23 protein-coding genes are annotated in these 24,112 nt (G+C 44.8%); 16 read left to right on the top strand and 7 right to left on the bottom strand.

Features of this window, described 5'->3' with window-relative positions; all coding sequences use genetic code 11:
• Nucleotides 1-41: 41 nt before the first annotated feature.
• From lipA to BTO09_RS02655, 3 genes are read left to right on the top strand one after another with little or no spacing between them, the layout of a single operon-like run.
• Complete coding sequence (gene lipA / locus BTO09_RS02645) at nucleotides 42-914, top strand: lipoyl synthase (RefSeq protein ID WP_087523187.1); 873 nt, start codon at nucleotides 42-44, stop codon at nucleotides 912-914.
• 10 nt (nucleotides 915-924) lie between these two features.
• On the top strand, nucleotides 925-1,920 hold the full coding sequence (gene gap / locus BTO09_RS02650; RefSeq protein ID WP_087523188.1) for a type I glyceraldehyde-3-phosphate dehydrogenase: 996 nt from the start codon (nucleotides 925-927) through the stop codon (nucleotides 1,918-1,920).
• Nucleotides 1,921-1,944: 24 nt separating this feature from the next.
• Complete coding sequence (locus tag BTO09_RS02655) at nucleotides 1,945-4,197, top strand: response regulator (protein ID WP_087523189.1); 2,253 nt, start codon at nucleotides 1,945-1,947, stop codon at nucleotides 4,195-4,197.
• Here BTO09_RS02655 and lpxK read toward each other — a convergent pair.
• Entirely contained in the window at nucleotides 4,194-5,210 is a 1,017-nt protein-coding gene (lpxK, locus tag BTO09_RS02660) for a tetraacyldisaccharide 4'-kinase (RefSeq protein WP_087523190.1), read from the bottom strand. The genes BTO09_RS02655 and lpxK overlap by 4 nt on opposite strands.
• A 44-nt stretch (nucleotides 5,211-5,254) precedes the next feature.
• Between lpxK and BTO09_RS02665 the strand changes: the two genes are divergently transcribed.
• From BTO09_RS02665 to BTO09_RS02680, 4 genes are all read left to right on the top strand, one after another.
• Nucleotides 5,255-6,349, top strand: coding sequence for a Nif3-like dinuclear metal center hexameric protein (locus BTO09_RS02665; protein ID WP_087523191.1), 1,095 nt, complete (start codon nucleotides 5,255-5,257; stop codon nucleotides 6,347-6,349).
• 2 nt (nucleotides 6,350-6,351) lie between these two features.
• Nucleotides 6,352-7,131 carry a zinc ribbon domain-containing protein gene (locus tag BTO09_RS02670; protein ID WP_087523192.1) on the top strand — a complete coding sequence of 260 codons (780 nt, stop codon included), beginning with the start codon at nucleotides 6,352-6,354 and terminating at the stop codon, nucleotides 7,129-7,131.
• Between the two features lie 122 nt (nucleotides 7,132-7,253).
• On the top strand, nucleotides 7,254-7,934 hold the full coding sequence (gene msrA / locus BTO09_RS02675) for a peptide-methionine (S)-S-oxide reductase MsrA (protein ID WP_087523193.1): 681 nt from the start codon (nucleotides 7,254-7,256) through the stop codon (nucleotides 7,932-7,934).
• A 27-nt stretch (nucleotides 7,935-7,961) separates the two neighbouring features.
• On the top strand, nucleotides 7,962-8,435 hold the full coding sequence (locus tag BTO09_RS02680; RefSeq protein ID WP_232454987.1) for a hypothetical protein: 474 nt from the start codon (nucleotides 7,962-7,964) through the stop codon (nucleotides 8,433-8,435).
• A gap of 206 nt (nucleotides 8,436-8,641) precedes the next feature.
• Here BTO09_RS02680 and BTO09_RS02685 read toward each other — a convergent pair whose 3' ends face one another.
• Nucleotides 8,642-10,816, bottom strand: coding sequence for a T9SS type A sorting domain-containing protein (locus BTO09_RS02685; RefSeq protein WP_157663409.1), 2,175 nt, complete (start codon nucleotides 10,814-10,816; stop codon nucleotides 8,642-8,644).
• Between the two features lie 138 nt (nucleotides 10,817-10,954).
• Between BTO09_RS02685 and kynU the strand changes: the two genes are divergently transcribed.
• From kynU to BTO09_RS02725, 8 genes are all read left to right on the top strand, one after another.
• The gene (gene kynU, locus BTO09_RS02690) at nucleotides 10,955-12,226 is read left to right on the top strand and encodes a kynureninase (RefSeq protein WP_087523195.1); all 1,272 of its coding nucleotides are present in this window, start codon (nucleotides 10,955-10,957) and stop codon (nucleotides 12,224-12,226) included.
• Nucleotides 12,226-13,617 (top strand): NAD(P)/FAD-dependent oxidoreductase, encoded by a 1,392-nt coding sequence (locus BTO09_RS02695; protein ID WP_087523196.1) that lies wholly within the window; start codon nucleotides 12,226-12,228, stop codon nucleotides 13,615-13,617. Before kynU ends, BTO09_RS02695 begins: the two co-directional genes overlap by 1 nt.
• Before the next feature lie 11 nt (nucleotides 13,618-13,628).
• Nucleotides 13,629-14,045, top strand: a complete 417-nt coding sequence (locus tag BTO09_RS02700) for a RidA family protein (protein ID WP_198356521.1) — start codon at nucleotides 13,629-13,631, stop codon at nucleotides 14,043-14,045.
• 1 nt (nucleotide 14,046) lies between these two features.
• Nucleotides 14,047-15,498: an aldehyde dehydrogenase gene (locus BTO09_RS02705; RefSeq protein WP_087523198.1), complete on the top strand. Its 1,452-nt coding sequence runs from the start codon at nucleotides 14,047-14,049 to the stop codon at nucleotides 15,496-15,498.
• Nucleotides 15,495-16,277, top strand: coding sequence for an SDR family oxidoreductase (locus tag BTO09_RS02710; RefSeq protein ID WP_087523199.1), 783 nt, complete (start codon nucleotides 15,495-15,497; stop codon nucleotides 16,275-16,277). Before BTO09_RS02705 ends, BTO09_RS02710 begins: the two co-directional genes overlap by 4 nt.
• A gap of 9 nt (nucleotides 16,278-16,286) precedes the next feature.
• A complete protein-coding gene (locus tag BTO09_RS02715) occupies nucleotides 16,287-17,372 on the top strand; it encodes an amidohydrolase family protein (protein ID WP_087523200.1) in 1,086 nt (361 codons plus the stop codon).
• A gap of 48 nt (nucleotides 17,373-17,420) precedes the next feature.
• On the top strand, nucleotides 17,421-17,645 hold the full coding sequence (locus BTO09_RS02720) for a hypothetical protein (RefSeq protein WP_087523201.1): 225 nt from the start codon (nucleotides 17,421-17,423) through the stop codon (nucleotides 17,643-17,645).
• A gap of 63 nt (nucleotides 17,646-17,708) precedes the next feature.
• On the top strand, nucleotides 17,709-18,350 hold the full coding sequence (locus BTO09_RS02725) for an O-methyltransferase (protein WP_087523202.1): 642 nt from the start codon (nucleotides 17,709-17,711) through the stop codon (nucleotides 18,348-18,350).
• A gap of 2 nt (nucleotides 18,351-18,352) precedes the next feature.
• Here the strand turns inward: BTO09_RS02725 and BTO09_RS02730 are convergent, their stop codons facing one another.
• From BTO09_RS02730 to BTO09_RS02750, 5 genes are all read right to left on the bottom strand, one after another.
• Complete coding sequence (locus tag BTO09_RS02730; RefSeq protein WP_087523203.1) at nucleotides 18,353-18,688, bottom strand: twin-arginine translocase TatA/TatE family subunit; 336 nt, start codon at nucleotides 18,686-18,688, stop codon at nucleotides 18,353-18,355.
• A gap of 72 nt (nucleotides 18,689-18,760) precedes the next feature.
• Nucleotides 18,761-21,061, bottom strand: coding sequence for a M1 family metallopeptidase (locus BTO09_RS02735; protein ID WP_087523204.1), 2,301 nt, complete (start codon nucleotides 21,059-21,061; stop codon nucleotides 18,761-18,763).
• 90 nt (nucleotides 21,062-21,151) lie between these two features.
• Nucleotides 21,152-21,658 carry a DUF6702 family protein gene (locus BTO09_RS02740; RefSeq protein WP_087523205.1) on the bottom strand — a complete coding sequence of 169 codons (507 nt, stop codon included), beginning with the start codon at nucleotides 21,656-21,658 and terminating at the stop codon, nucleotides 21,152-21,154.
• A gap of 88 nt (nucleotides 21,659-21,746) precedes the next feature.
• Nucleotides 21,747-22,523 (bottom strand): hypothetical protein, encoded by a 777-nt coding sequence (locus BTO09_RS02745; RefSeq protein ID WP_157663410.1) that lies wholly within the window; start codon nucleotides 22,521-22,523, stop codon nucleotides 21,747-21,749.
• Entirely contained in the window at nucleotides 22,504-23,322 is an 819-nt protein-coding gene (locus BTO09_RS02750; RefSeq protein WP_087523207.1) for a hypothetical protein, read from the bottom strand. Before BTO09_RS02750 ends, BTO09_RS02745 begins: the two co-directional genes overlap by 20 nt.
• Before the next feature lie 73 nt (nucleotides 23,323-23,395).
• On the opposite strand from BTO09_RS02750, the gene pepE reads away from it, so the two are divergent.
• Nucleotides 23,396-24,103, top strand: a complete 708-nt coding sequence (gene pepE / locus BTO09_RS02755; protein ID WP_087523208.1) for a dipeptidase PepE — start codon at nucleotides 23,396-23,398, stop codon at nucleotides 24,101-24,103.
• The last annotated feature ends 9 nt before the right edge of the window (nucleotides 24,104-24,112 follow it).

The raw sequence follows: 24,112 nt of genomic DNA on the forward strand, positions 1-24,112 counted from the left end.
TTTAAATGCAATCTTCGTAACTTTGTAATGTAAAATTGGTTATGGAAATTCAAGAAGCAACACCTACAAGAACAACAGCCAAACCCAAGTGGTTGCGGGTAAAGCTTCCTACCGGGAAGAAATACACCGAATTGCGCGGCTTGGTAGACAAATACGATCTACACACCATATGTACCTCTGGTAGCTGTCCGAATATGGGCGAATGCTGGACAGAAGGAACAGCCACCTTTATGATCTTGGGTAATATTTGTACCCGCTCTTGTGGTTTCTGCGGAGTCAAGACAGGTCGGCCAGAAACTGTGGCTTGGGACGAACCTGAAAAGGTCGCTCGTTCTATAAAGCTGATGAATATAAAACACGCCGTGATCACTTCTGTAGACCGCGATGACCTTAAAGACATGGGATCCATCATTTGGGCAGAGACCGTGAAGGCCATCCGCAGAATGAACCCAGATACTACCTTGGAAACACTAATTCCGGACTTTCAAGGAATCACCAGACATATAGATCGCATAGTAGCTGTAAAACCAGAGGTTGTTTCTCACAACATGGAAACCGTAAAGCGTTTAACACGTGAGGTGCGAATCCAAGCCAAATACGAACGCAGTTTAGAAGTATTGCGTTATTTAAAGCAAGAAGGCATTGCCCGAACCAAAAGTGGGATCATGCTTGGCCTGGGCGAAACCGAAGCTGAGGTACTCCAGACCATGGAAGACCTGCGCGGGGTTGGCTTAGACATCGTAACTATTGGTCAATACTTACAACCTTCTAAAAAACACCTTCCTGTAAAAGAGTTTATCACTCCAGAACAGTTTAAGAAGTACGAAGAAATTGGTTTAGAAATGGGCTTTAGACACGTAGAAAGTGGCGCTTTGGTTCGCTCTTCTTACAAAGCCCAGAAACACCTTACTTAAGCTTTAAGTCATGGCCAAGATCAAGGTTGCCATTAATGGATTTGGCCGAATAGGTCGTACTTTCTTCAAGACCGTACACCAACATGACAATATTGAGGTGGTGGCTATCAATGATCTTGCAGATTCTAAAACCTTAGCACATCTTTTAAAGTACGATAGCATTCACGGTGTTTTCCAAGAATCGATAAGCGCAACTCCGGATCATATCTTAGTTGGTGAGCGAGCAATTCCGCTGTCTAATGGTAAAACACCCGACGCCTGTAATTGGCAAGGGGTCGATGTGGTTCTGGAAGCTACAGGAAAGTTTAAAGACCGCAACTTGCTCGAAGGGCATCTGAGCGCGGGGGCTGAAAAAGTGATCTTAAGCGTCCCTCCTAACGAAGATGATATCCCTATGGTGATTCTCGGGGTGAATCAGCAGCAATTGGACGCAGACGAAAAAATTATATCCAACGCCTCTTGTACTACCAATAACGCCGCACCTATGGTGCAGATCATAGATCAACTCTGCGGAGTAGAACAAGCCTATATCACCACGGTGCATTCATATACAACAGATCAGAGTCTACACGACCAGCCACATCGCGACCTGCGACGAGCCCGTGCGGCAGGCTTATCTATAGTTCCTACCACAACCGGAGCTGCTAAGGCCTTGACCAAGGTATTTCCAGATCTTGCCGATGTTATTGGAGGCTGCGGAATCCGAGTCCCGGTGCCCAACGGTTCTATGACAGACATTACCTTTAATGTAAAACGCGAAGTGAGCATAGAGGAAGTAAATGCGGCTTTTAAAAAGGCCGCTGCCGGTGAATTCAAAGGTATTTTGGATTATACCGAAGACCCTATTGTTTCCATTGATATTGTAGGCAATAAGCATTCCTGCGTCTTCGATTCTGGGATGACTTCTGTAATTGGACGTATGGTAAAGATCATCGGTTGGTACGATAACGAAAGTGGATATTCCCAACGTTTAGCGGACTTAATCGGCTTGATTTGTAAGAAATAACTATATTTAAGCCGAATTTTGTCCATGAACAGCCAATTAATCCGATATATAACGGCTTTGTTCCTCCTTATAGTATGCTCTTCCCCCGCCCAAGAGCAGGACACTCCTATGGCCTCAAGGCAAGACAGTATTAACGAGATAATTCGCCTTCAAAACCAAGCCAGAGCTGCTATTATTCGCCAAGACCTAGGATCGGTACTCACCGACCTGAATACGGCCCACAATATGGCAGAGGCTTTAAAAGATGTAGAGCTCGAGGCTTCTTGTGATAACGAATTAGCAAAATTCTACTACAGCGTAAGGCAATTCGATAAAGCCTCAGAACGCGTATCCGCAGTAATTGAACTCTTAAAGGACAAAGAAAGCTCCGCAGAAATAGCCGAAGCCTACCTGGTTCAGGCGCAGATCTTTATGAAAGATGGCGATTATACCCAAGCCACCAACAGCTTGGACAAGGCTTTTGCCATATACGAAAGTCGCGAAGATGAAAGCTCCATGGCGCGGATACAACTCAACAAAGGACTTTTAGCCTTGGAGCGCAAGAATCCTACATCTGCCGTAAACTACTTGGAAGCTTCATTAACAACCTTTCAAGAACTCAATTTAGGCTATTACACAGCCCAGGCCCAGCTTAATAAAGCCAAGGCCTTACTGGAACTCTCTGATAGCCCCAACAGTACCTCGGCAGCACAGGCCGAAGTTGCCCTGCAAGCAGCCGTTGCTATTAGTAGCGAAAACAATTATGCGCAGATCCTAACAGACAGTTATTTGGTAAGTAGCCAAATGCAAGTGGAAAAAGGAAATTTTGAAGCCGCTTACGGTCTTTTACAAACCTATCACGAGCGCAGAGATACACAAAGCGATATAAGTAGCGAGTTATTAGCTACAGACAACCAATACCGCTTAGACAAGGGCGAATACGACGAGATCATTGCCGAACTGGAAGCGAATCTGGAACGCAAGGACAGCTCCATTAAGATGAACAATTTCACCTCAACCTTGAGTATTGCGCTGATCACCATTTTATCGCTATTAACGCTGTCTTTATATAAGAACAATAATTTACGAGCCAAGGCGAACGATCTGCTCCAAGAGAAGAACAGCGAATTGCAATTGGCCAAAGAACGAGCTGAGAAGGCCTCGCTGGCCAAAGCGCAGTTCTTGTCTACCATTACCCACGAGCTGAGAACACCGCTCTATGCTGTGACCGGTCTTACGCACTTGCTCCTAGAAGAAAATCCGCTGGAGCATCAGAAGGAGCATTTGAACTCCTTGAAATTCTCTGGAGATTATTTGCTTTCGCTGATCAACAACATTCTTGACCTGAACAAACTAGAGGCCAATAAGGTAGAAATAGAGCGTACCACATTCAACCTTAAGAAGCGCGTAAATGATGTGTTGGTCGCCTTGAAAAAATCCGCAGAAGACAAGAACAACAAATTGCTGCTTGAGTTTGACGAAAGTATCCCATCTAAACTACTGGGAGATCCGCTTAAGATCTCGCAGATCTTGATAAATCTTATCGGTAACTCGGTTAAGTTTACAGAAAATGGGCAGGTGGTACTGCGCGTTCAAAAGCTCAGCGAAACAGAAAACCACGTAAACCTGCACTTTGAGGTAGAAGATAATGGCGTTGGAATTTCTAAGAAGAAACAGAAGAGTATTTTCGAGACCTTCTCGCAAGGATCATTGCAGATCAATCGCAAATTTGGAGGTACTGGACTCGGGCTTTCTATTGTTAAGAACCTACTCCAACTAATGAATTCCAAGATCCAATTGGAAAGTCAATTGGGCAAAGGCTCAAAATTCTATTTCGATATCAGATTTGCGATCTCCGATCAGTTCAAAGAAGATAAGAATCCGCATAACATCATCTACGATATTGACTATGTGGCCTTGGAGAATCTATCTGTATTGGTGGTAGAAGACAACAAGATCAACCAAATGATCACCAAAAAGATCTTGGAGAAAAACAAGATGAAGTGCGATGTGGCAGACAATGGAGAAACAGCCATTGAGATGGTAACCAAGAACAACTACCATATTGTACTTATGGACATTCACATGCCGGGTATCAGTGGTATCGAGGCCACTCAGCGCATTCGTGAATTCAACAAGGAATTACCTATCATTGCCTTAACGGCTGTTACCATAGACGAGAATCTGGACGAATTCTACAGAGCCGGATTCAATGAGATTATTCCAAAGCCATTCAAGACAGAAGAGTTCTTTGAGAAGATCCACCGAACGCTGTTTATGAACAAAACGCCAGTTTAAACGATCTTGTTCCAATATTCGTGAACAAAATCCAAGATCTCAGATTCAAAATAACCTTCTTTCTCTACGAATTCTGTTTGTATGGGTAAGTAATACAAGGCTTTCTTGTCGATCTTATCGCGCAGACGCATATAATCCTTTTCTGTAGTGATCACCAATTCCTTACGAGCTATGAGGTCTAATTGCGCTTTAGTGAATTCATGATGATCTGGATATCGCTGTAGTTCAAAGCGACAGCCTTGCTGGGTCAGGTAGGTGATCAATGGCTCCGGATTGGCAATTCCTGTGACCAGAGTAAAAGCTTTGTCCTTTAAGTAAGCTATAGGCTCTGAACCTTGATTGTTCTTTATTAGATCTGCATAGGCGATCCGAGTTTTGTAAATGGGTTTACCCGCATACTCACGTAGTCTGAACTCCAATTCCTGAACTGCTGCATAGGCCGCATTGCCAGGAATTTTAGTGATCACAATAGCATCTGCTCTTTTTGCTCCGGATCTTGATTCTCTAAGATCACCGGCCGGTAAGAGCATATCATCTAAAAACGGTTTGTCAAAGGTGGTCAATAAGATATTGTAGCCTGCCTTCACCTTACGATGTTGGAAAGCATCGTCCAATAAGATAACCTCTGCCTTTGGCTTTAGCTTGCTGATCCCCTCACGACGATCTGCACAAACAGCGACGGTTATATTTGGATATTTAGTTTTAATCTGCAAGGGTTCATCGCCAACCTCATTGGCAGTATGTGAAGGCTCTACATAAAGAAAACCCTGAGTAGAGCGCTTGTAGCCTCTGCTTAGCACTGCAACCTTAAAGTCATCTTTCAAGAGGCGGATAAGGTATTCTATCATAGGCGATTTCCCGGTCCCACCCACCGTGAGGTTACCCACACAGATCACCGGGAGCTCATAGGCTTCGGATTTTAGCAGCTCTTTGTCGTACATCAGGTTACGAAGGTCAGTAACCCCTTTATAAAGTAAGGAGAAGGGAGTGAGCATTTTGCGTAAACCGGCCATAGCACGAAAGTATACTTTTTTATCTTTACGGTAAAATACACCTTATGCAAATAAAAGAGGTTATCGCCCTTTTGGAACAATGGGCTCCACGCAGCTATGCGGAAGACTTTGACAATACCGGACTGTTGGTCGGTGATAGCGCTAAGACAGTCAGCGGAATTTTGGTGAGTTTGGACTGTTTAGAAGCTGTAGTTGACGAGGCCGTAGATAAGGGTTGCAATCTAATAGTGAGCTTCCATCCCATCATATTTAAAGGCTTAAAAAAGCTCACTGGAGCCGATTATGTCCAGCGTGCAGTTCTCAAGGCAATTAAGAACGACATTGCAATCTATGCCATTCACACGGCCTTGGACAATAATTGGGAAGGTGTCAATCATCAGATATTAGAAACGCTAGGGGCACAAAAATCCTCGGTACTTATCCCAAAAGCAGGGACTTTAAAGAAACTGATCACCTATGCACCGCAACAGGAGAGCAAGGCCCTACTCGATGCCTTATTCACAGCTGGCGCCGGTGCCATCGGGCAGTACAGCGAGTGCGCCTTTACTTCAGAAGGCGAAGGTAGTTTTAAGCCCGGAGCGGATGCAAATCCAGCTTTGGGAAGCAAAGGACAACGCCACTACGAAAAAGAAACCCGGATCGAGGTACTTGTACCTCAGCATTGCGAGTCTCGTGTTGTATCGGCCTTGATAAAGACCCACAGTTACGAAGAAGTTGCTTACGACCTGATTCCTATTAGCAATACAAACAAGCAGTTGGGAATGGGCATGATAGGCTCCTTTGAAAATCCGCTATCTGAAGCAGAATTCTTAGCCCTACTAAAATCGCGTATGCATTGCGGGGGAATTCGACACAGTAAACTACTGGGCAAACCAATTGAGAAAATAGCTGTTCTTGGCGGTAGTGGTGCCTTTGGCATAAGCGCTGCGAAAGCAGCAGGCGTAGATGCCTATGTTAGTGCAGACTTTAAATATCACGACTTCTTTAGCGCAGAAGAGCAGCTGCTTTTGGTAGACATTGGACACTACGAAAGCGAACAGTACACAAAAAATTTAATTGTACAATATCTTAGCAAAAAAATTACTAATTTTGCAGTTCTTTTATCGGAGATTAATACCAATCCAATTTTTTATCTGTAATTATGGCCAAGAAGACAGAAGCTACTGTTGAAGAGAAACTGAGAGCCCTTTACGACCTGCAATTGATCGACAGCCGTGTGGATGAGATCAGAAACGTACGTGGAGAACTTCCACTAGAAGTAGAGGACCTTGAAGACGAAGTTGCCGGAATGAACACTCGTCTGGAAAAACTAAATGCCGACCTGGCCCTTACCGACGATTCCATCAAGGACAAGAAGAACCTCATAGAGGAGTCTAAATCCCTGATCAAAAAATACAGCGAGCAACAGAACAACGTTCGCAACAATCGCGAGTACAACTCTTTGAGCAAGGAAATCGAATTCCAAGAATTGGAGATCCAATTAGCAGAAAAGCACATCAAAGAATTCAAGGCACAGATCGAGCAAAAGAAAGAGGTTATCGAAGAGACCAAAGCTCGTTTGGCGGAACGCGAAGAGCACTTAAAGCACAAGCGCGATGAATTGGATGAGATCTTAGCGGAAACCGAAAAGGAAGAAAAGGCTTTATTGAAAGAATCTGAATCCTTTGAACAAAAAATAGAGGAGCGTTTGGTGAATGCCTACAAGCGTATTCGTTCTAACGCAAAGAACGGGCTTGCCGTTGTGCCGATTGAGCGTGGTGCTTCTGGAGGATCTTTCTTTACTATTCCACCACAGGTTCAGATGGAGATCGCATCTCGCAAAAAGATCATTACAGACGAACACAGTGGTCGTATCTTAGTGGATCCGCAGTTGGCAGAAGAGGAACGCGAAAAAATGGCAAAGTTTTTCGACAAACTCTAACCTACTCAAAACAAAAAGATTAACAAAGCCTTCAGAATTCTCTGGAGGCTTTTTTTTGTAAATTTGTAAAGGACACTTTAAGGAGTTAACCGCATCCCCGACTCTTTATAAAAACAGAACCTATGTATCGCAAACCCCTCCTTGTACTCGGTCTACTTTTATGCAGTTTAAATGTAGCCTGTCAATCATCCAACGAAAAGAATAAAGAAGACGAAGCCTTAGCGCAGCAGAACCAAAAACCTGTTCAGACGCAGCCCCAAGATGGCCTTCATAAAGCCTATTTTGCTTCCGGTTGTTTTTGGTGTGTTGAAGCCATTTATGAAAGCGTAAAAGGTGTCTCTGAAGTGATCAATGGTTACTCCGGAGGTCATACAGAAAACCCGACCTACGAAAGCAGCAATACCGGACTTACCGGACATGCAGAAGCTGTAGAGGTTTATTACGACCCTAATGTTGTAAGTTTTAAAACCTTGGTCGATGTGTACTTCGGATCTCAAAATATCACTCAGGTCAACGGACAGGGTCCTGATAGAGGAAGTCAATACCGTTCTATAATTTTTTATCAGAACGAGCAAGAAAAGGCCATTATTGACGCTAAGATCATGCAGCTCAATGAGCAACTGGGAGAGCAAAAGGTTGCTGCCCAAGTATTGCCTTTTCAGAAATTTTGGGTTGCAGAAGATTACCACCAAGATTATGAGCGCCTTAATCCCTATAACAGATACATTCAGAATGTTTCTATTCCACGGCTTAAAAGATTCCAGAAGAAATTCCCAGAATTGATCAAAGAAGAAAGCCACTAATATATAACAACAACCATCCGACCATTTATGAAAACCATCATTGTAAGTCTAGGCCTTTGCCTAGTATTGAGCAGTTGCCAGCAAACCAAAGAAAATACAGATCCTCAGCAAGCTACAGTAGTAGAGCTTTCTACAGCAGAAAAGATCGCTATGGCTCACGGCTATGAAAATTGGGACAGTGTTGAAAAGCTGGCCTTTACCTTTAATGTAGACCGCGGGGAAAATCACTTTGATCGCAGCTGGATTTGGGAACCCAAAAGTGGCATGGTTACCATGATGTCTGCCCAAGACACCATTAGCTACAATCACAAACAAGTAGACAGTACAACAGCGCAAGTCGATGCAGGCTTTATCAATGACAAATACTGGCTATTGGCACCTTTCCAATTACTGTGGGATGCAGACTATTCTGAACTGAGCGAGCAATCTGCACAGGTAGCACCGATTTCTGGAGACACTTTAGATGTGCTCACCATAACCTATAAGAATGAGGGTGGTTAAACTCCGGGAGATGCTTATGATTTTTATTACGGAAAAGACTTTACCATTAAAGAGTGGGTTTTTCGCAAAAGCAATGCAGAACAAGCAAGCATGAGTACCACTTGGCAAGATTACGCCAAGTACGGCCCATTGAATCTTGCCAAAACACATAAAGACAGTTTAGGGACTGTCAACATACATTTTACCGGAATAAAGGTTAACTAAGCTTATTGTTTAAGCAGGCGTCGCACCATTAGCTTTTCGTCTTCGCCACGTACTAAGACCACAAAGTAAACTCCCGAGCGAAGCGCAGAAACGTCTAAAGTTGTTCTGTTGTTCGCGTCGAAGTTCGTAGGAGTGACCAATATTCTTCTGCCTTGTAGATCGTAAATCTCTACTGTTGTAGCATCATTAGTGGCTCCTTGAACAGTCAAGAAGTCGCTTGTAGGGTTCGGAAAAATAAAGTCACCTGCTACTGCCGGAGAACCAGAATCCACTGTTCCGTGAAAGTAGGACTCTGCCAAAGCAAAAGCATCTGTTGCCACCTCAATACCGATCTTGCGGCCTCTAATATCGTCTATAGGCGGATGTATTCCTCCCCAGATACGTGAAAGACTGGTTTGGTCTGAGGCGTCGCGATAAGTGGCCCATTGCAATTGCATGTCTACGGTCGGCCCTATCTCAAACTCCAAAAAAGCATTTGCAGGGATCTCGAAAACGCCCATCCCACCTGGAAAATATTCAGATCCGGTAAGCATGGTCAATACTTCTGCGGCTGCTCTAGAAAAAGTGGAATGTCCCGATACATAACCCGCAAAAGGCGGAGTAATAAAACTAATACGTTGGTAAGGGAACCATTCTTCTGCCAGTATCCACCCTACACCTGCTGTATCAAACTCTGGGTCTATGATGTACTCGTGACCTCTCCAAGTAAACAACTTGATCTTACCCAAATGTTGTCCCGAAGCCCCTTGCAAGGGATCGCCAGGCTCAACTATTTCAACATAACCAGGAACTAAAGGAATTCCGTGCGGATGATAATTATCTAAAGTCGGATCGGTACTCTGGCCCTGCTCTGCCATATAGCGAATTGCCGTCATTGGGCGCGTATAATCATACCAACCCTTGATACCCCAAGCAGAGATCGCAGAATCGTGCATAGCACCCCCAAGGATAAAATAAGACTTGATATCCCATTCCAGATCAGAAAGCTCTTCTCCTTCTCCTTTGAAACGCTTCTCTAAAAGCGGATTGTCATTCACATAGTTCATGATAGTGAACCAGTGTCCGGGAGGTGTTTCGCTATCAGGCCCGTCTGCCCAGAACTCGGCCAGAACCCTAGCGTAGTCACCGCGAGGCACCATTTGAGGTTCGTAAGGATTGCCGGTCACTGGATTGATCTCACGGCCCTGACTCGGGTCTCCTCCATTAAAAAGATCATAAAACGCCTTGTACTCGTCAAAGGTCTCCGGGAATTCATTGAGGTTCCCGATACTCGCCGGAGAAATATCGATCATAACCTCATCTGTTGGATCTAGATGAGATTGCCATATGCTAACCAAAGTGAAGCCCCATTTGTAGGCATCGTCCATTCCCAGGCCGTCTTGAATATAAGAAGGATCCGTTGGGTCGTGAAATACCCAGTAATCAAATCCGTCTCTGTTATAAATGGTGCGATCCTCATCTTTTAAGGCAAAAGAAGCAACTTGGCCCCATTCTGGACTTAAAAACTCCGGAGTAGTTTCTGGAATCTCGTTACCGCTCTGGTCTATAAAACCTTCTATAAATAATGGCTGCCAGCGGTTGGGAAATTCCATGTCAGGATTACCAGAACCGTCTGTATCCAAAGGCGAGTTTACCGGTTGGTAAAAGCGGTTGGCGTAATCATTGGCTTCGTTAGACCCATCTTGCAGGCCAAATTCAATGATCTGCTGGGCTAAATAATTCCCTAAAGCTGCCGGATCTCCAGAGGAATAGTCTGTACTGCCGTTGGCAACATCGTATCCCTTGGCCTCCATCAGTCCAAATATTCTAGTGAAGATATTGTCTTGGCCCGGAGAAGATGAAAATCTGTTCAACATGATTCTAAAAACGGCAAAACTCAAGGCCTCCTCCAAGGCCTCCTCTGTAGGAACAGAAGACTCGAAACCGTCAAAAGGAATATTGAAATCTCCCAAGGTCTGACCTAGAAAATAGGTCTGCGCCTCAGGATGAAAAACTGCCCAAACATCGTACATGGCCGCAGAGGTATGCCATAAATTTCTGGCATGTACGGTAGGTCTGGCGAAGTCATTTCTAATGGCATTGAGTACTTCCTCATTCCATTCTCTAGCTATACTTTGCCCGTCAGCACTCCAAAAAGTAGTCATGCAAAGCAGTAAAACGAGTAGAATTTTTTTCACAGGGATAATTTTGGCTAAATGTAAGAAAGAATTGGGAAACTATAGCCTTGAATCCGTTGGTTACTCGGTATTTAAGGGCTCCTTAAAAAACAATCAGAATTGCTTACTTTTGTTTGAGGCGCCACTTACCTGACCGATATGCACAAAAACACTTTGGAATACGCGCAGCAATGCGACCAAAACGATCCGATTCGCGATTTCAGATCTCAGTTTCATTTGCCAACAGACACACACGGAAATCCAATGATCTATCTCTGCGGAAACTCCCTAGGGCTTCAGCCCAAATCTACAGAGCAATACATTAAACAAGAGCTTGACGATTGGGCCAAATTGGGTGTTGAAGGACATACTCATGCACGAAAACCGTGGCTGCCCTATCACGAATTTCTAACCGATCAAATGGCCGCAATAGTCGGGGCAAAACCAGAAGAAGTGGTCATTATGAACACCCTAACGGTGAATCTACACTTGATGATGGTTTCCTTTTACAGACCTACCAAGACCCGTTACAAGATCATCATAGAAAGTGACGCCTTCCCTTCTGACAAATACGCGGTAGAAAGTCAATTGGAAATGCATGGGATCGACCCAAAAGACGGCTTGCTATTATGGTATCCGCCCAAAGGTGAGGCCATTTGTCGCATGGAAGACCTGGAAAGACTGCTCAACGACAACAAAGACGAAGTTGCCTTGATCATGATAGGCAGCACCAATTACTACAGCGGTCAGGCCTTTCCACTAAAAGAAATAACAAGGCTCGGTCACCAGCACGGAGCTATGGTAGGATTCGATCTCGCTCACGGAGCGGGCAATATCCAACCCAATTTACACGAATGCGGAGCTGATTTTGCGGTCTGGTGCAGCTACAAATACTTGAACAGCGGCCCGGGAAGTTTAGGCGGATGCTTTGTACACGAAAGACACAGACACAATCCGGAACTCAAACGTTTTGCTGGCTGGTGGGGTCACAACAAGGAATCCCGATTCAATATGCGCCAAGAATTTGATGTTTTGCCGGGCGCCGAAGGATGGCAGCTCAGCAACCCTCCTATTTTGAGTATGGCTGCGATCCGTGCTTCGCTTCAGGTATTTGCGGATGCTGGTTTTGATAAGATCAGGCAAAAGAGTGTGCAACTTACCGGCTTTTTAGAATTCTTGCTCAACGATATGGGCGATCCTAATATTCAGATCATCACGCCGAGCGATCCGCAGCAAAGAGGCAGTCAATTAAGCATACAAGTAAAGAATGCGGACCGAAAATTACACGATGCGCTAACCGACCAAGGTGTTATTAGTGATTGGCGCGAGCCAGATGTGATCAGAGTCGCTCCGGCGGCACTCTACACGCGCTTTGAAGATGTCTACGAATTTATAAATCGATTGAAGAACGCCTTAGCTAAATTGTATTAATGACAGCGAAAAATTCACATATACTCATAGTTGGCGCCGGACTTTGTGGAAGCCTTTTGGCCCTACGGATGGCACAGCGCGGTCATCGCGTTACGCTAATGGAACGCAGACCAGATCTGAGGAAAGTAACTCAAGATGCTGGGAGATCGATTAACCTAGCCTTCTCCAATCGCGGCATGAAGGGCATGAAATTGGTCGGTTTGGAAAAAGAGGTTACTGCCTTGTGTATCCCCATGTTCGGGCGTATGATCCATGACCCTAAGGGAAATACTTTTCTGAGTCCCTATAGTGGTCGGGAGGGAGAATACATCAACTCCATTTCGCGCCCAGGCTTAAATGCACTGCTGCTCGACGCGGCAGAAGCTCACGATGGCGTGGAGATAATATTTGATCAAAAATGTGTCAGCGTGGACTTGGAGAAGGCCTCCGCTGCATTTAAAGACTATAAGACCGGCGAGGTCCGCAGTTATCAAGCAGACGTACTTATTGGTACAGATGGAGCTGGTAGCGTGGTGCGTAAGGCCATGTTTAACCACAAACGCTTTCTCTTTAGTTTCTCTCAACAATGGCTTACCCATGGCTATAAAGAATTGACCATTCCGGCGGCTCCAAATGGCGGCTACAAGACCGAGAAAGGCGCTTTGCATATCTGGCCTAGAGGCGAAGATATGTTGATAGCACTTCCGAACTTAGATGGTAGTTTTACAGTAACTTTATTTTTACCCTATAGTAATAGCGATTACTGTTTCGACAATCTGACCTCCGAAGAAAAGGTTATGGAATATTTCACCAACGAATTTCCAGACACCTTGGAACTCATGCCCAATTTGGCCAAGGAATTCTTTGAGAATCCGACAGCACCTTTGGGTACGATAAAATGTTCCCCTTGGGATGCTTATGGCAAGGTTTTACTAATGGGTGACGCGGCCCACGCCATAGTCCCTTTTTACGGACAAGGGATGAACGCCTCCTTTGAGGACGTTGTGGAATTTGATAAAATATTAGACGAGACCGAGGACGACTGGAGCCAGGCCTTTAAATTATTCAGCCAGCGACGTAAAAAAGATACCGACGCCATTGCTGATCTGGCCGTGGACAATTTCCATGAAATGAAAGAACACACGGCCAACCCATTGTTTCAGGCCAAAAGAAAAGTAGAAACAGCCTTGGAAAGTAATTTTCCGGAGTCTTATTCTTCAAAATATTCTTTAGTAACCTTTAGCGAGGATATTCCTTATGCTGAGGCCATGCGTCGTGGACGAGCTCAAGACAAAGCGATCTTAAATCTTTTGGACGACGGATTGCTTCCGGAGGACCTCGCCCTTGAGGAGAAATTGAAAATTGTTAAGAATCACACGGAAGAAGTCCTCCACGAGGACGATCTTCTATAAAGTATAAAAGCATGAAGAGTAGATTAGTATCTGGCAAAGCTAAACCCAGAGGAGCCTATCCACACGTAAAACGCGTTGGTGATTTTATATTCATCAGTGGAACCAGTTCTCGACTTCCTGACAACAGCTTTGCGGGTGTACATCAAGTTGACGAAATGGGAACCATGCGCTTGGATGTTCGCGAGCAAACTCGCGCAGTCCTAGAAAACATTAAAGATTATCTGGCCACAGAAGGCGCTACTATGGAAGATGTTGTCGATGTAACCAGTTTTTTGGTCAACATGAATGACTTTGCCGGTTATAATGAAGTCTATGGCGAGTACTTTAATTCAGAATCCGGACCAGCTCGAACTACTGTGGCAGTACATCAGTTGCCGCATCCGAATTTGGTGGTAGAGATCAAAGCCATGGCTTATAAGCCGCTGTAATATGGAAAAGCTGCAAAACTTTATAGACGGTAAATATTGCGACCCTATAGACGACCAGTGGTTGGACAATTATGTTCCCAGTACAGGGGAGCGTTCCCAACAGATCCCTGCATCCAACGTCAAAGACGTTGAGCGGGCTTATAAGGCTGCAAAAAAAGCATTTCCGTCTTGGTCACAAACCCCGATAGAGACCCGCAGCAGTATTTTAATTAAGCTGGCCGACCTAATAGCAGCAGATCTAGACAAATTAGCTAAAGCAGAAGCCTTGGACAATGGGAAACCGCTAGCGCTCGCTACCAAGGTAGACATACCGAGAGCATCGGCGAACTTTAGATTCTTTGGAAATGCGATTACTCAATTCGCTTCTGAGGCTCATGAGAATCTTGCTTCGGATTCTATCAATTTCACTTTGCGGCAACCTCTAGGCGTGGTTGGCTGTATCTCTCCTTGGAACTTACCACTCTACCTTTTCAGTTGGAAGATCGCTCCGGCCTTGGCCGCAGGAAATACTGTGGTTGCCAAACCGAGTGAGATCACACCAGTAACCGCAGCCTTACTCGGAAAATATTGCAATGAAGCTGGGCTGCCTGCAGGTGTATTAAACATTGTTCACGGAAAAGGCCCAGAAGCAGGACAGGCAATAGTAGCGCATTCGGGCATCAAGGCCATTTCATTTACAGGAGGAACAACTACCGGGGCAGCTATTGCAAGGACAGCTGCACCGATGTTCAAAAAGTTGTCTTTGGAATTGGGCGGTAAGAATCCCAATATCATTTTTGCCGATTGCGACTTTGAGAAGATGCTGCAAGTAAGCTTGAAGTCGTCATTCGCCAACCAAGGACAAATATGTCTTTGCGGCAGCCGCATCTTTGTACAAGAAGAAATTTATGAAAAGTTCAAAGCAGCTTTTATACCTGCGGTCAAAGCTCTAAAGGTAGGACCCTCGCTAGCTGCTGGCATTGACCTAGGAGCCGTAGTGTCAAAGCAGCATATGGAGAAGATTTTAAGCTATACGGCTTTGGCCGAATCCGAAGGGAAGTTGCTCTGCGGAGGGCAACAATTACAGATCAAGGAAGCTCCTAATGGTTATTATGTAGCTCCTACTGTAATAGAAGTGGGAACCACCCGATGCCGATTGCAGCAAGAAGAAATTTTTGGTCCGGTAGTGACCATTATGCCATTTAAAACTGAAGAAGAAGCCCTAGCCCTAGCCAACGATGTACCTTATGGCTTGTCGGCTACGGTCTGGACAAGCAATATAGACCGAAGTATACGCGTGTCTAAGGCCCTAGAGGCTGGAATAGTCTGGGTGAACACCTGGTTAAATCGCGATCTACGAACCCCTTTTGGCGGTGTAAAAGCCAGTGGTGTAGGCCGAGAAGGTGGCTTTGAGGCCTTGCGTTTCTTTACAGAACCCAAAAACATTTGCATTCAATACAAAACCAATACATGAATTTAGATCTAAGTGATAAGAACGCTCTGGTTTGCGGAGCATCAGCAGGAATAGGCGCAGCTTCTGCGCGAGCATTGGCCGCATTAGGAGCGCGAGTGACCTTGGTTGCGCGTAATGCAGAAAAGCTCACAGCAGTTTTACAATCTCTGGATAACCAAGAAGAAGCACACGACTTTCTGGTTGCCGATTTTAGCAATCCGGAGAATTTAAAAGCGGCCTTGGCAGAATTGCCTGAAGATAGGAACTATCACATATTGATCAATAATACTGGAGGACCCAAAGGAGGTCCTATTTACAGTGCAGCTCCAGAAGAATTTACTCAAGCCTTTGCACAGCATCTGGTGTGTAATCAGTTGCTGAGTCAAGCTTTGGTCCCGGGAATGCAAAAAGATGGTTACGGTAGAATAATCAACATCATTTCCACCTCTGTAAAACAACCTATAGACGGACTCGGTGTAAGCAACACCATTCGTGGTGCAGTAGCTAATTGGGCTAAAACCTTGGCCAACGAATTGGGGCCATCTGGAGTAACAGTAAACAACGTACTACCTGGCTTTACCGCTACAGACCGCTTGGCCGATATAGTAAAGAACGCCTCCAAGAGATTCCAAAAGACCGAAGAAGAGGCAGCAGCCTTTATGCGACAGCTGGTGCCTAGCAGACGTTTTGCAGAACCAGAAGAAATTGCCAATGCAGTGGCTTTTCTGGCCTCCCCAGCAGCCAGTTATATAAACGGGATTAATTTGCCTGTAGACGGCGGAAGAACCAAAAGTTTGTAACTTAGAAGGGTGGAGAGAAAATTACGCATAAACGGACACTCGCATTTACTCCCTTATCCGGAAGAGATTCCAGATTTTATGAAGGAGAAAGGTATTTTTTGGGTCGATAAGGATCGCAAATACATGCTGCAAAAGAATTGGAGCCGACCGGTTACCGATTCCAGTTTCTTCTTAGATGAGAAACTAGCGTGGATGGAGCGCTACAAGATCGATCATGCGGTGGTCTTGAACTTATCGCAATTGTACGGCAACGGTTTGCGTCTGGAAGAGATGAAACAAGCCTTGCGATTTCAAAACGATTTCAATGCGCGCATCCAGCACGATAACCCTTCTAAATTCACTTGCGGTTTCGTAGTGCATCCTGGTTTTGTGCGCGGAGCTCTCTGGGAAATTGAACGCTGTGTAGAAGAATTGGGCTTGCAGCTATTATGCCTGCCTACGCACTACATGGACACCATCGGGACATGGCGCTGTATCTTTGACGAAGAAAATGAACCGATCTTTGAACTCGCTAGTAAATACAATTTAGCGGTAGAGATCCATCCGTACGATGGAGAAAAATTCATCTTGCTCGAAAACACCGCTTGGCGTTTTCACCTGATCTGGATGTTGGCGCAATGTGCAGATGCGTACCATTTCTTGACACTCAATGGCTATGCGGACAAATACCCCAATATGCGGGTTTGTTTTGCCCACGGCGGTCAATTGGCACAAATTAATTTAGGCCGGCGCATTCAAGGTTTTGACGGTCGCCCTGACCTTTTTGAAGGCAAGGTGCATCCGCGGAAATCTGTAGGACATAGAAACATCTTTTTTGACACTTTGGTTCACGATACTGGTGGGCTAAAACTCCTAATAGAGAACCAAGGCTCTAAGCAAGTATTGGTAGGTCTGGACGATCCGTATCCGCTAGGGGAAATGGAGAGCGCTCCGCAGTCCTCTTACCCTGGAAAGATCTTAGACTTGGCTCGACAGCGTGAAATACTCACCGAAAAAGAATGCGACGCCATGTGGGAAGACAACGTGCTGCAGTGGCTTCACGGAGACGATGAAGCGGCAAAAGCGGCCCTGAGAAAACGCATCTTAGGGGGGTGATTACTAAACATTTTCTATATTTAGGTAATTAACTAAACCAATTGACTTATGAGTAAACTTGGAATGTATATGGCCTTTTTTGGCCTGTTCGCCATTGTTTTGAATTTTTTTGACCGAGTTCCAACTATCCTTATGTGGATTTACAACTGGGGAGAAGGCGTTGCCTGGGGGATTAAAATAGGCTTGATCGTCGTAGGAGCTGTGTTGTTCTTTATGGGCAAGCCCGAAGAAGAACCCGAAGAGGTCCCAGAAGCACAGAATACTGAAGAGTAATAACATAAAACACCATTATAGACTCCACAATTTGAATCGAATTGTGGAGCTCTTTTTTTAAACATGCATTTCTTACCAGAAGCCATTGACCAATACGCCGTAGCGCATTCTCAAGAAGAACCTGAACTTTTACAAAAACTCAGCAAAGAGACTTGGCAAAAGGTCTTGAACCCGCGTATGCTAAGCGGACACTATCAGGGTAGAGTTTTAAGTTTATTGGCCAAGATCATTCGACCTAGAACGATATTGGAATTAGGCACTTACACAGGCTACTCTGCTTTGTGTATGTTAGAGGGATTACATCCCGAAGGTGAGATCCACACCCTGGATCAAAACGAGGAATTATACGACCTGCAACGCAAATACTTTGACCTGTCTGGAGCTGGAGATCGCATTCATCAACATCTGGGTGCGGCTTTAGGTATATTACCAACCTTAGACTTAAAATACGATCTGGTCTTTATGGATGCAGATAAACGCAACTATCCAAAATATCTGGAGTTGATACTACCCAAAATGAATTCCGGAGGGATCATTCTAAGCGATAATGTCTTGTGGAGCGGAAAGGTAGTTGAGCCGCTTCAGCCCGATGATATCGACACCAAGGCCTTATTAGAATACAACCACACCCTAGCGACTCATCCGCAGCTAGAAACGGTACTCTTACCCATACGCGACGGGCTTACCATTACAAGAGTAAAATAAAATTACAGACTCGGCTTGTTTCCTGGCAGTTCGCCGGAACGTGATTTGGAAAGTGGGTCGCGGCCTATAGTACCGCTAACCTGCTCAATGCTCTTTTTGGTTTCCTGAAGGCTGTCCTGTACATCTTTAACGATACTGGTATCTATGCCTTGCTGCTCAGCACTTTTGGTGATCTCACTTTTGATCTCGTTGGTGGCATCTTTGATCTGACGCATTCCCTTGCCTAAACCGCGGGCAATGGTCGGGATCTTATCGGCACCAAACACCAACAATACCACAAAGAGAATGAACATGATCTCTGGGGTACTGATAAAGCCAAAAATAAACAATGCTTGCATGTTGCAAATATAACTAAGATTGCGGGCAGGGGTAAAAAAAAGCCCCGAAATATTCGGGGCTCTTTTTAAAATTTAGTCCTTGATACCTTCTTTGAACTGATCGAACTCGCCAAGCTTTTTGCGCTTAGGCCATGAATTGTTCGACGTATCGATATCTGCAGTTTCTTCGTCCGGATCTACAACGATCTTAGTGATCTCTTGCTCAGATGCGATTACCTTGCCTACTTGAGCATCGTTCTTTCTCCAGATCTCTGCCGGATAGGTCTCGCGCTTTGTAGAACCATCAGCATAGGTGTACTCTACAATGATCGGCATAGGAATTCCTCCTGGCTTTTCAAAAGTCACTTCGTAGAAGTATTTTGGCTTAGTAACAGCCGCACGCTCCTGGGGAGTCATATTGTCCATCATATATTCTTTGATCGATGGAATATCTTCTAGCGTTGTGTTCACCATAGACTCTTCGAAATCTTCGCTGTCTTCTGCTACATAATATACTAGTGGTGGCAGATCGCTTTCTGTCAAACCGCGCGCTTCCATGATCTCGCGCACTTCTGCATTGATCTTGTTGGTCACATAGAATTTCTTCACTTCGCCTACTCCCATATCGACAAAGTCGGTGGTGTAGAACCAAGAACGCCAGAACCAATCCAAGTCAAAGGCTGAGGCGTCTTCCATAGTGCGGAAGAAGTCTTCTGGAGTTGGGTGCTTGAACATCCAACGGTTGGCGTAAGTTTTAAAAGCGTAATCGAACAACTCGCGTCCCATTACAGTCTCACGTAGAATGTTTAAAGCTGTTGCCGGCTTTCCATAAGCATTAGCACCAAATTGATAGGTGTTCAAACCTTTGGTCATAATTGGTGCAATATAGTCTTGGTCGCTGCTCATATAATCTACAATGTTCTTTGCAGGTCCACGACGTGATGGATAGCTCTTATTTGGTGCGATGGCGTCAGGATACCACTCGCCAAAGTCTTGCTCGGCCACGTATTGTAAGAAGGTATTCAATCCTTCGTCCATCCAAGTCCACTGACGCTCGTCACTGTTTACGATCATTGGAAAATAGTTGTGTCCTACCTCGTGGATGATCACAGAGATCATTCCGTATTTGGTGCGCTCGCTATACGTTCCATCAGGATTTGGACGTCCGTAGTTCCAACAGATCATCGGATACTCCATCCCTTGGTTACGGGCGTGAACCGAGATCGCTTTGTGGTAAGGATAATCGAAGGTCATACGGGAATAACTCTTCAAAGTACTGGCAACGGCCATGGTAGAGTATTCTTCCCAAAGTGGGTTTCCTTCTTTTGGATAAAGTGAAACAGCCATTACATCTTTGTTGCCGATCTTAACAGCCATCATGTCCCAAATGAAACGACGAGAAGTAGCGAATCCGAAGTCACGAACCATCTCTGCCTTGAACTTCCAGGTCTTTTTTGCGGTAGCAAAACTATTTTCTTTCGCCTCTGCTTCTTCTTGAGAAACAATGATCACAGGCTTGTCATAAGTCTTCTTAGCCAACTCGTAACGCTTCATCATTTCTTTGGTGAAGACTTCTTTGCGGTTGGTCAAAACCCCTGTTGCATCGGTAATGTGATCTGCAGGAACGGTCAGATTCACTTCAAAGTTTCCGAAAGGCAAAGCGAATTCATCGCGGCCCCAGAACTGTGAATTCTGCCATCCTTCTACATCATTGTAAACGGCCATACGCGGATAGAACTGCGCAATTACATAAGCGCGATTTCCGTCTTCGAACTCCTCATACCCACTACGAGCACGGTCGGTCACGTGGTTGTTCACATTATACCACCACTTGATGCTGAAGGTGAATTTTTCACCAGTTTTCAATGTTTTAGGCATTTCTACACGCATCATCGTTTGGTGGATGATGTACGGCAGATTGGCTCCTTTAGAATCTTTTACTGCCTCAATGTTGAATCCTCCGTCAAATCCGCCATCCATGAATTTAGAAGCGAATCCGCCAGGCTGCTCTGCTGGAGGAACTCCATCGCCTTCGATAAGCGGCGACTTGGAATCCTTAGCACGAACGTTTTGATCTAACTGTACCCACAAATAATCCAATGGATCTGGAGAATTGTTAGTGTAAGTAATGGTTTCAAATCCGTAGAGCTTGGCGTTCTTATCGTCCAATTCGATGTCCATCACGTAGTCAGCTTGCTGCTGATAGTACTGTGGTCCTGGAGCACCACTAGCAGAACGGAACATGTTCGGCGTAGAGAACTCCTGATACATCTGTCGGAATTTGTTGTTATTGATGTGTCCGCCTTTGCGGGCTTCACTTTCCTGCTCCTGACCAAAGGCCGTACCGGCGATCAGTGCAAAAGATAGTAAAGCGATCAACTTAGAGAATTTCATCAGTTTCGGGTTTTGTTTGAATTATTGTGATTATTAGTTGCTTTTTAAGGGCCTTAAAAATAGCTCTTTAAGGCTTGATTTTTCTGGCGTTTAATTAAATTTTAACATGTCTGTGGACTCGTCTTTGAGCAAGATCAAACTGCGACGATTATCGTCTTTTTTAATGTGGACTATATTTTGCTGCTCGGGAAACAATTCAAAAAGCAGATCATTAGTTACCTCCAAACTCTTAAGATCTTGTATGCCAGTTACTTCTAAATAACAAGACAAAGTCTCCACTTCGTACTTTTTTCCGAGGTACTGCGGAGTCACTGCAGCACCATTGGCCTTGAGCTGTATTTTTTTGAGTAAATACTTTTCTATATAGGCGTCTACGGTCTGGCTGTCTTTGGTACTGTCTAGAATCAGATCTGAATCATAACGCTCCTGAAGTACATCTTCAAAATCGTCAATAAAGATCTTGGTAATGATCTGTAAACTCTGCTGGGAAGCTACATATTCGATCTTGGTGATGCTCACATAGAATTTATGCGTCGATGAGGTTGCCAATAGCAGCGGCAAACTCAGCAGTAATAAAAAAATAGAAACTCTTCGCATTGTTTTCTTTTTGCATTCATGGGCAAGAACTGCGCCAAAAACACCTCCATAGGACGCAAAGATAACATCCTTTGTTACAAATTCTTTGTTAATCTTCGGATTCCTCCAAACGACCTAAGTAGACCACAGATCGCTCCTTAAAATGATTCAAGACCAGCCCGTATTGCGCCACTTCGAAGTCCCGCTGAACACTAGTGGTCTCTATACAGAAGAGGAGAAAATCATAGACCCTATCAGTAGGGACTTGGTAAGATTCCTTAAAGAAATCCGCAGAATACATGGCCAAGATCTCGGAGACCACAACGTTCTGCTGCTCCCATTTTCTTTTTATGCGGAGCTTTTTGTAATACCCACTCATATGCTTGTATAGCACCTCCAAGTCTACGGTGGTAATTGTACCTATTCCTGTTATGATAGGAACAATCTTTTCCTCGGGCTCCCCAATGAACCCGGGTATGCCCACATCGTTAAAGTTAATTGGAGTCTCCACTTCAATATCACGGGCATCTTGTTGCAGATTCCCGCTTAAGTTGGGTTTTATAAACACCTCATCAAGCTCGGTGACACGGTCTTCTAAAACAACCGCAACGGCTTGTAAATTGATCATTTGCTGATCTATAATGAGCTCTTTGAGTTGATAGCGGACAGAAGAGAAATAAAGGGTATCGTTTAGACTAACACGGATATTGAAATTCCCTGCTTCATTGGTTATGGTGTTAATACCTTTAGTGCGATTCAATACATGAACCCCTTCTATATCGGCGGTGTTTAGCAATTGCCCTTTCAGATCGACTTGCTGCGCCTGAAGCTGAAAACTCAAACTAAACAAGAGAAATAAAGCAATTCTAATCTTCAGTGCGCTCAAGGTATAAGGTACTTTGTTGCTTTAAGAAGCCGAGCAGACGAATTTCGTTCTCCGGTTTTAAATAACCCTCTGGAATTCCTTGCTCTTGTACAAAGTAAATGAAGTCGTCGTAACGCGTTTGCGGAATACTGTAGGAGTCTTCAAAGAAATAGACATTGTATCGCTGTCGCAGCACTGTGGCCACGATTTCTTCGGATTGGATCGCACTCAAGGCTTTAGTCTGCCTGCGCTTCTTTCTATCCTTGCCAATAAACTCCAAGATACCCAGCGGTGTGAATCCGTATTGCATGACATTCAGATTAGAAACCTCTTCCGATACCACGTTACGGATACGGCTTTGAGCATCGTCTTTAAAGTCGTATTCGAACTCCATGGACTGATAATCAAAGCTAAGCGCCGTGTCGAAATCGTAGACCTTGACGCGTCCTACATCCACCTCTACATTCCCCGTTAGATCATAAGGCCTTACGATCACCTCTTCCAATTGATTCAAATTGGGATTCAAATAGATCTTTAGGCTTTTATTCTCAATAACCCCTTCGTCTATGATCACGGTAAAGGATTGAAACTGCAAAGCCGTTATGAGCACTCTGTCATTAGCCGCCATTTCTAGCTGAAAGCTGCCATCAATTTCTGAGATCGTCCCTTTTTGTGAAGATCGGTTATACACGCTGATACCTTCCAAGTCCTCTCCCGGCGGAGCCGTGAGTTGACCTTGCACCATGACGCGGGTGATCTGTTGAGCAGCCACTGGTGCTAGCAGAAAAAGAAAGCATACGGAGAGGTAGAATTTTCGCATACTCTAATTTACAACACAAACTCTAATATATCCCTTAAATTAGAGGCATTCTTATGTTAAATCCGTTATAAAGTTGCAAAATCTCATTTTGGCCAGCACCTCGACAGTTCACGGTCAAGGCTATTTAGAATACTTAAAACCAACACTTAAGACATTCTTTTCTGGAGTGCGTGAGTTACTCTTTGTACCCTACGCGCGGCCTGGAGGCATTACGCATGAGGAGTATACAGCACATGCTGAAAAATTTTTTGCTCAACTCGACATTGCGGTTGTTGGGCTACACACTTTTAAGGATCCCGCGCTTGCCATAAAGAATGCACAGGCTATCTTCACAGGCGGTGGCAACACCTTTGTGCTGGTCAATGCGCTAAATCAAAACGGACAAATGGCGGCCTTACGCGCCAAACTATTTAGAGGCACTCCATATTTGGGAACCAGTGCTGGCACTAATATCTGCGGAGTGAATATGCAGACCACTAACGACATGCCCATCGTGTATCCGCCTTCTTTTAAAACCTTAGGAATGATTCCCTGTAACATTAATCCGCATTACCTGGATCCAATAGCAGGAAGCACCCATATGGGCGAAACGCGCCAAACGCGTATTGAAGAATTCCACAGTCAGAATTCTATTCCGGTAATAGGTTTGCGCGAAGGGAGCTGGCTAGCGGTTAGCGGCGAATCGATCGTACTTAAAGGACCACATTCCGCTAGATTGTTCAAACAGCACAGCTCGCCAAAGGAGCTGCCAACCGATACGGCTATCCAGAGTTACTTATAGCAATTGTGT

This window comes from Gilvibacter sp. SZ-19, from assembly GCF_002163875.1.
GTDB lineage: Bacteria > Bacteroidota > Bacteroidia > Flavobacteriales > Flavobacteriaceae > Gilvibacter.

Coding starts and splice junctions, on each gene's coding strand:
- BTO09_RS02735 (WP_087523204.1), bottom strand. CDS start 21,061: ATGAAATTCTCTAAGTTGATCGCTTTACTATCTTTTGCACTGATCGCC.
- BTO09_RS02750 (WP_087523207.1), bottom strand. CDS start 23,322: ATGCGAAAATTCTACCTCTCCGTATGCTTTCTTTTTCTGCTAGCACCA.
- lipA (WP_087523187.1), top strand. CDS start 42: ATGGAAATTCAAGAAGCAACACCTACAAGAACAACAGCCAAACCCAAG.
- BTO09_RS02665 (WP_087523191.1), top strand. CDS start 5,255: ATGCAAATAAAAGAGGTTATCGCCCTTTTGGAACAATGGGCTCCACGC.
- BTO09_RS02740 (WP_087523205.1), bottom strand. CDS start 21,658: ATGCGAAGAGTTTCTATTTTTTTATTACTGCTGAGTTTGCCGCTGCTA.
- kynU (WP_087523195.1), top strand. CDS start 10,955: ATGCACAAAAACACTTTGGAATACGCGCAGCAATGCGACCAAAACGAT.
- BTO09_RS02705 (WP_087523198.1), top strand. CDS start 14,047: ATGGAAAAGCTGCAAAACTTTATAGACGGTAAATATTGCGACCCTATA.
- BTO09_RS02720 (WP_087523201.1), top strand. CDS start 17,421: ATGAGTAAACTTGGAATGTATATGGCCTTTTTTGGCCTGTTCGCCATT.
- BTO09_RS02700 (WP_198356521.1), top strand. CDS start 13,629: ATGAAGAGTAGATTAGTATCTGGCAAAGCTAAACCCAGAGGAGCCTAT.
- BTO09_RS02730 (WP_087523203.1), bottom strand. CDS start 18,688: ATGCAAGCATTGTTTATTTTTGGCTTTATCAGTACCCCAGAGATCATG.
- BTO09_RS02710 (WP_087523199.1), top strand. CDS start 15,495: ATGAATTTAGATCTAAGTGATAAGAACGCTCTGGTTTGCGGAGCATCA.
- BTO09_RS02655 (WP_087523189.1), top strand. CDS start 1,945: ATGAACAGCCAATTAATCCGATATATAACGGCTTTGTTCCTCCTTATA.
- BTO09_RS02680 (WP_232454987.1), top strand. CDS start 7,962: ATGAAAACCATCATTGTAAGTCTAGGCCTTTGCCTAGTATTGAGCAGT.
- lpxK (WP_087523190.1), bottom strand. CDS start 5,210: ATGGCCGGTTTACGCAAAATGCTCACTCCCTTCTCCTTACTTTATAAA.
- BTO09_RS02725 (WP_087523202.1), top strand. CDS start 17,709: ATGCATTTCTTACCAGAAGCCATTGACCAATACGCCGTAGCGCATTCT.
- msrA (WP_087523193.1), top strand. CDS start 7,254: ATGTATCGCAAACCCCTCCTTGTACTCGGTCTACTTTTATGCAGTTTA.
- BTO09_RS02670 (WP_087523192.1), top strand. CDS start 6,352: ATGGCCAAGAAGACAGAAGCTACTGTTGAAGAGAAACTGAGAGCCCTT.
- BTO09_RS02695 (WP_087523196.1), top strand. CDS start 12,226: ATGACAGCGAAAAATTCACATATACTCATAGTTGGCGCCGGACTTTGT.
- gap (WP_087523188.1), top strand. CDS start 925: ATGGCCAAGATCAAGGTTGCCATTAATGGATTTGGCCGAATAGGTCGT.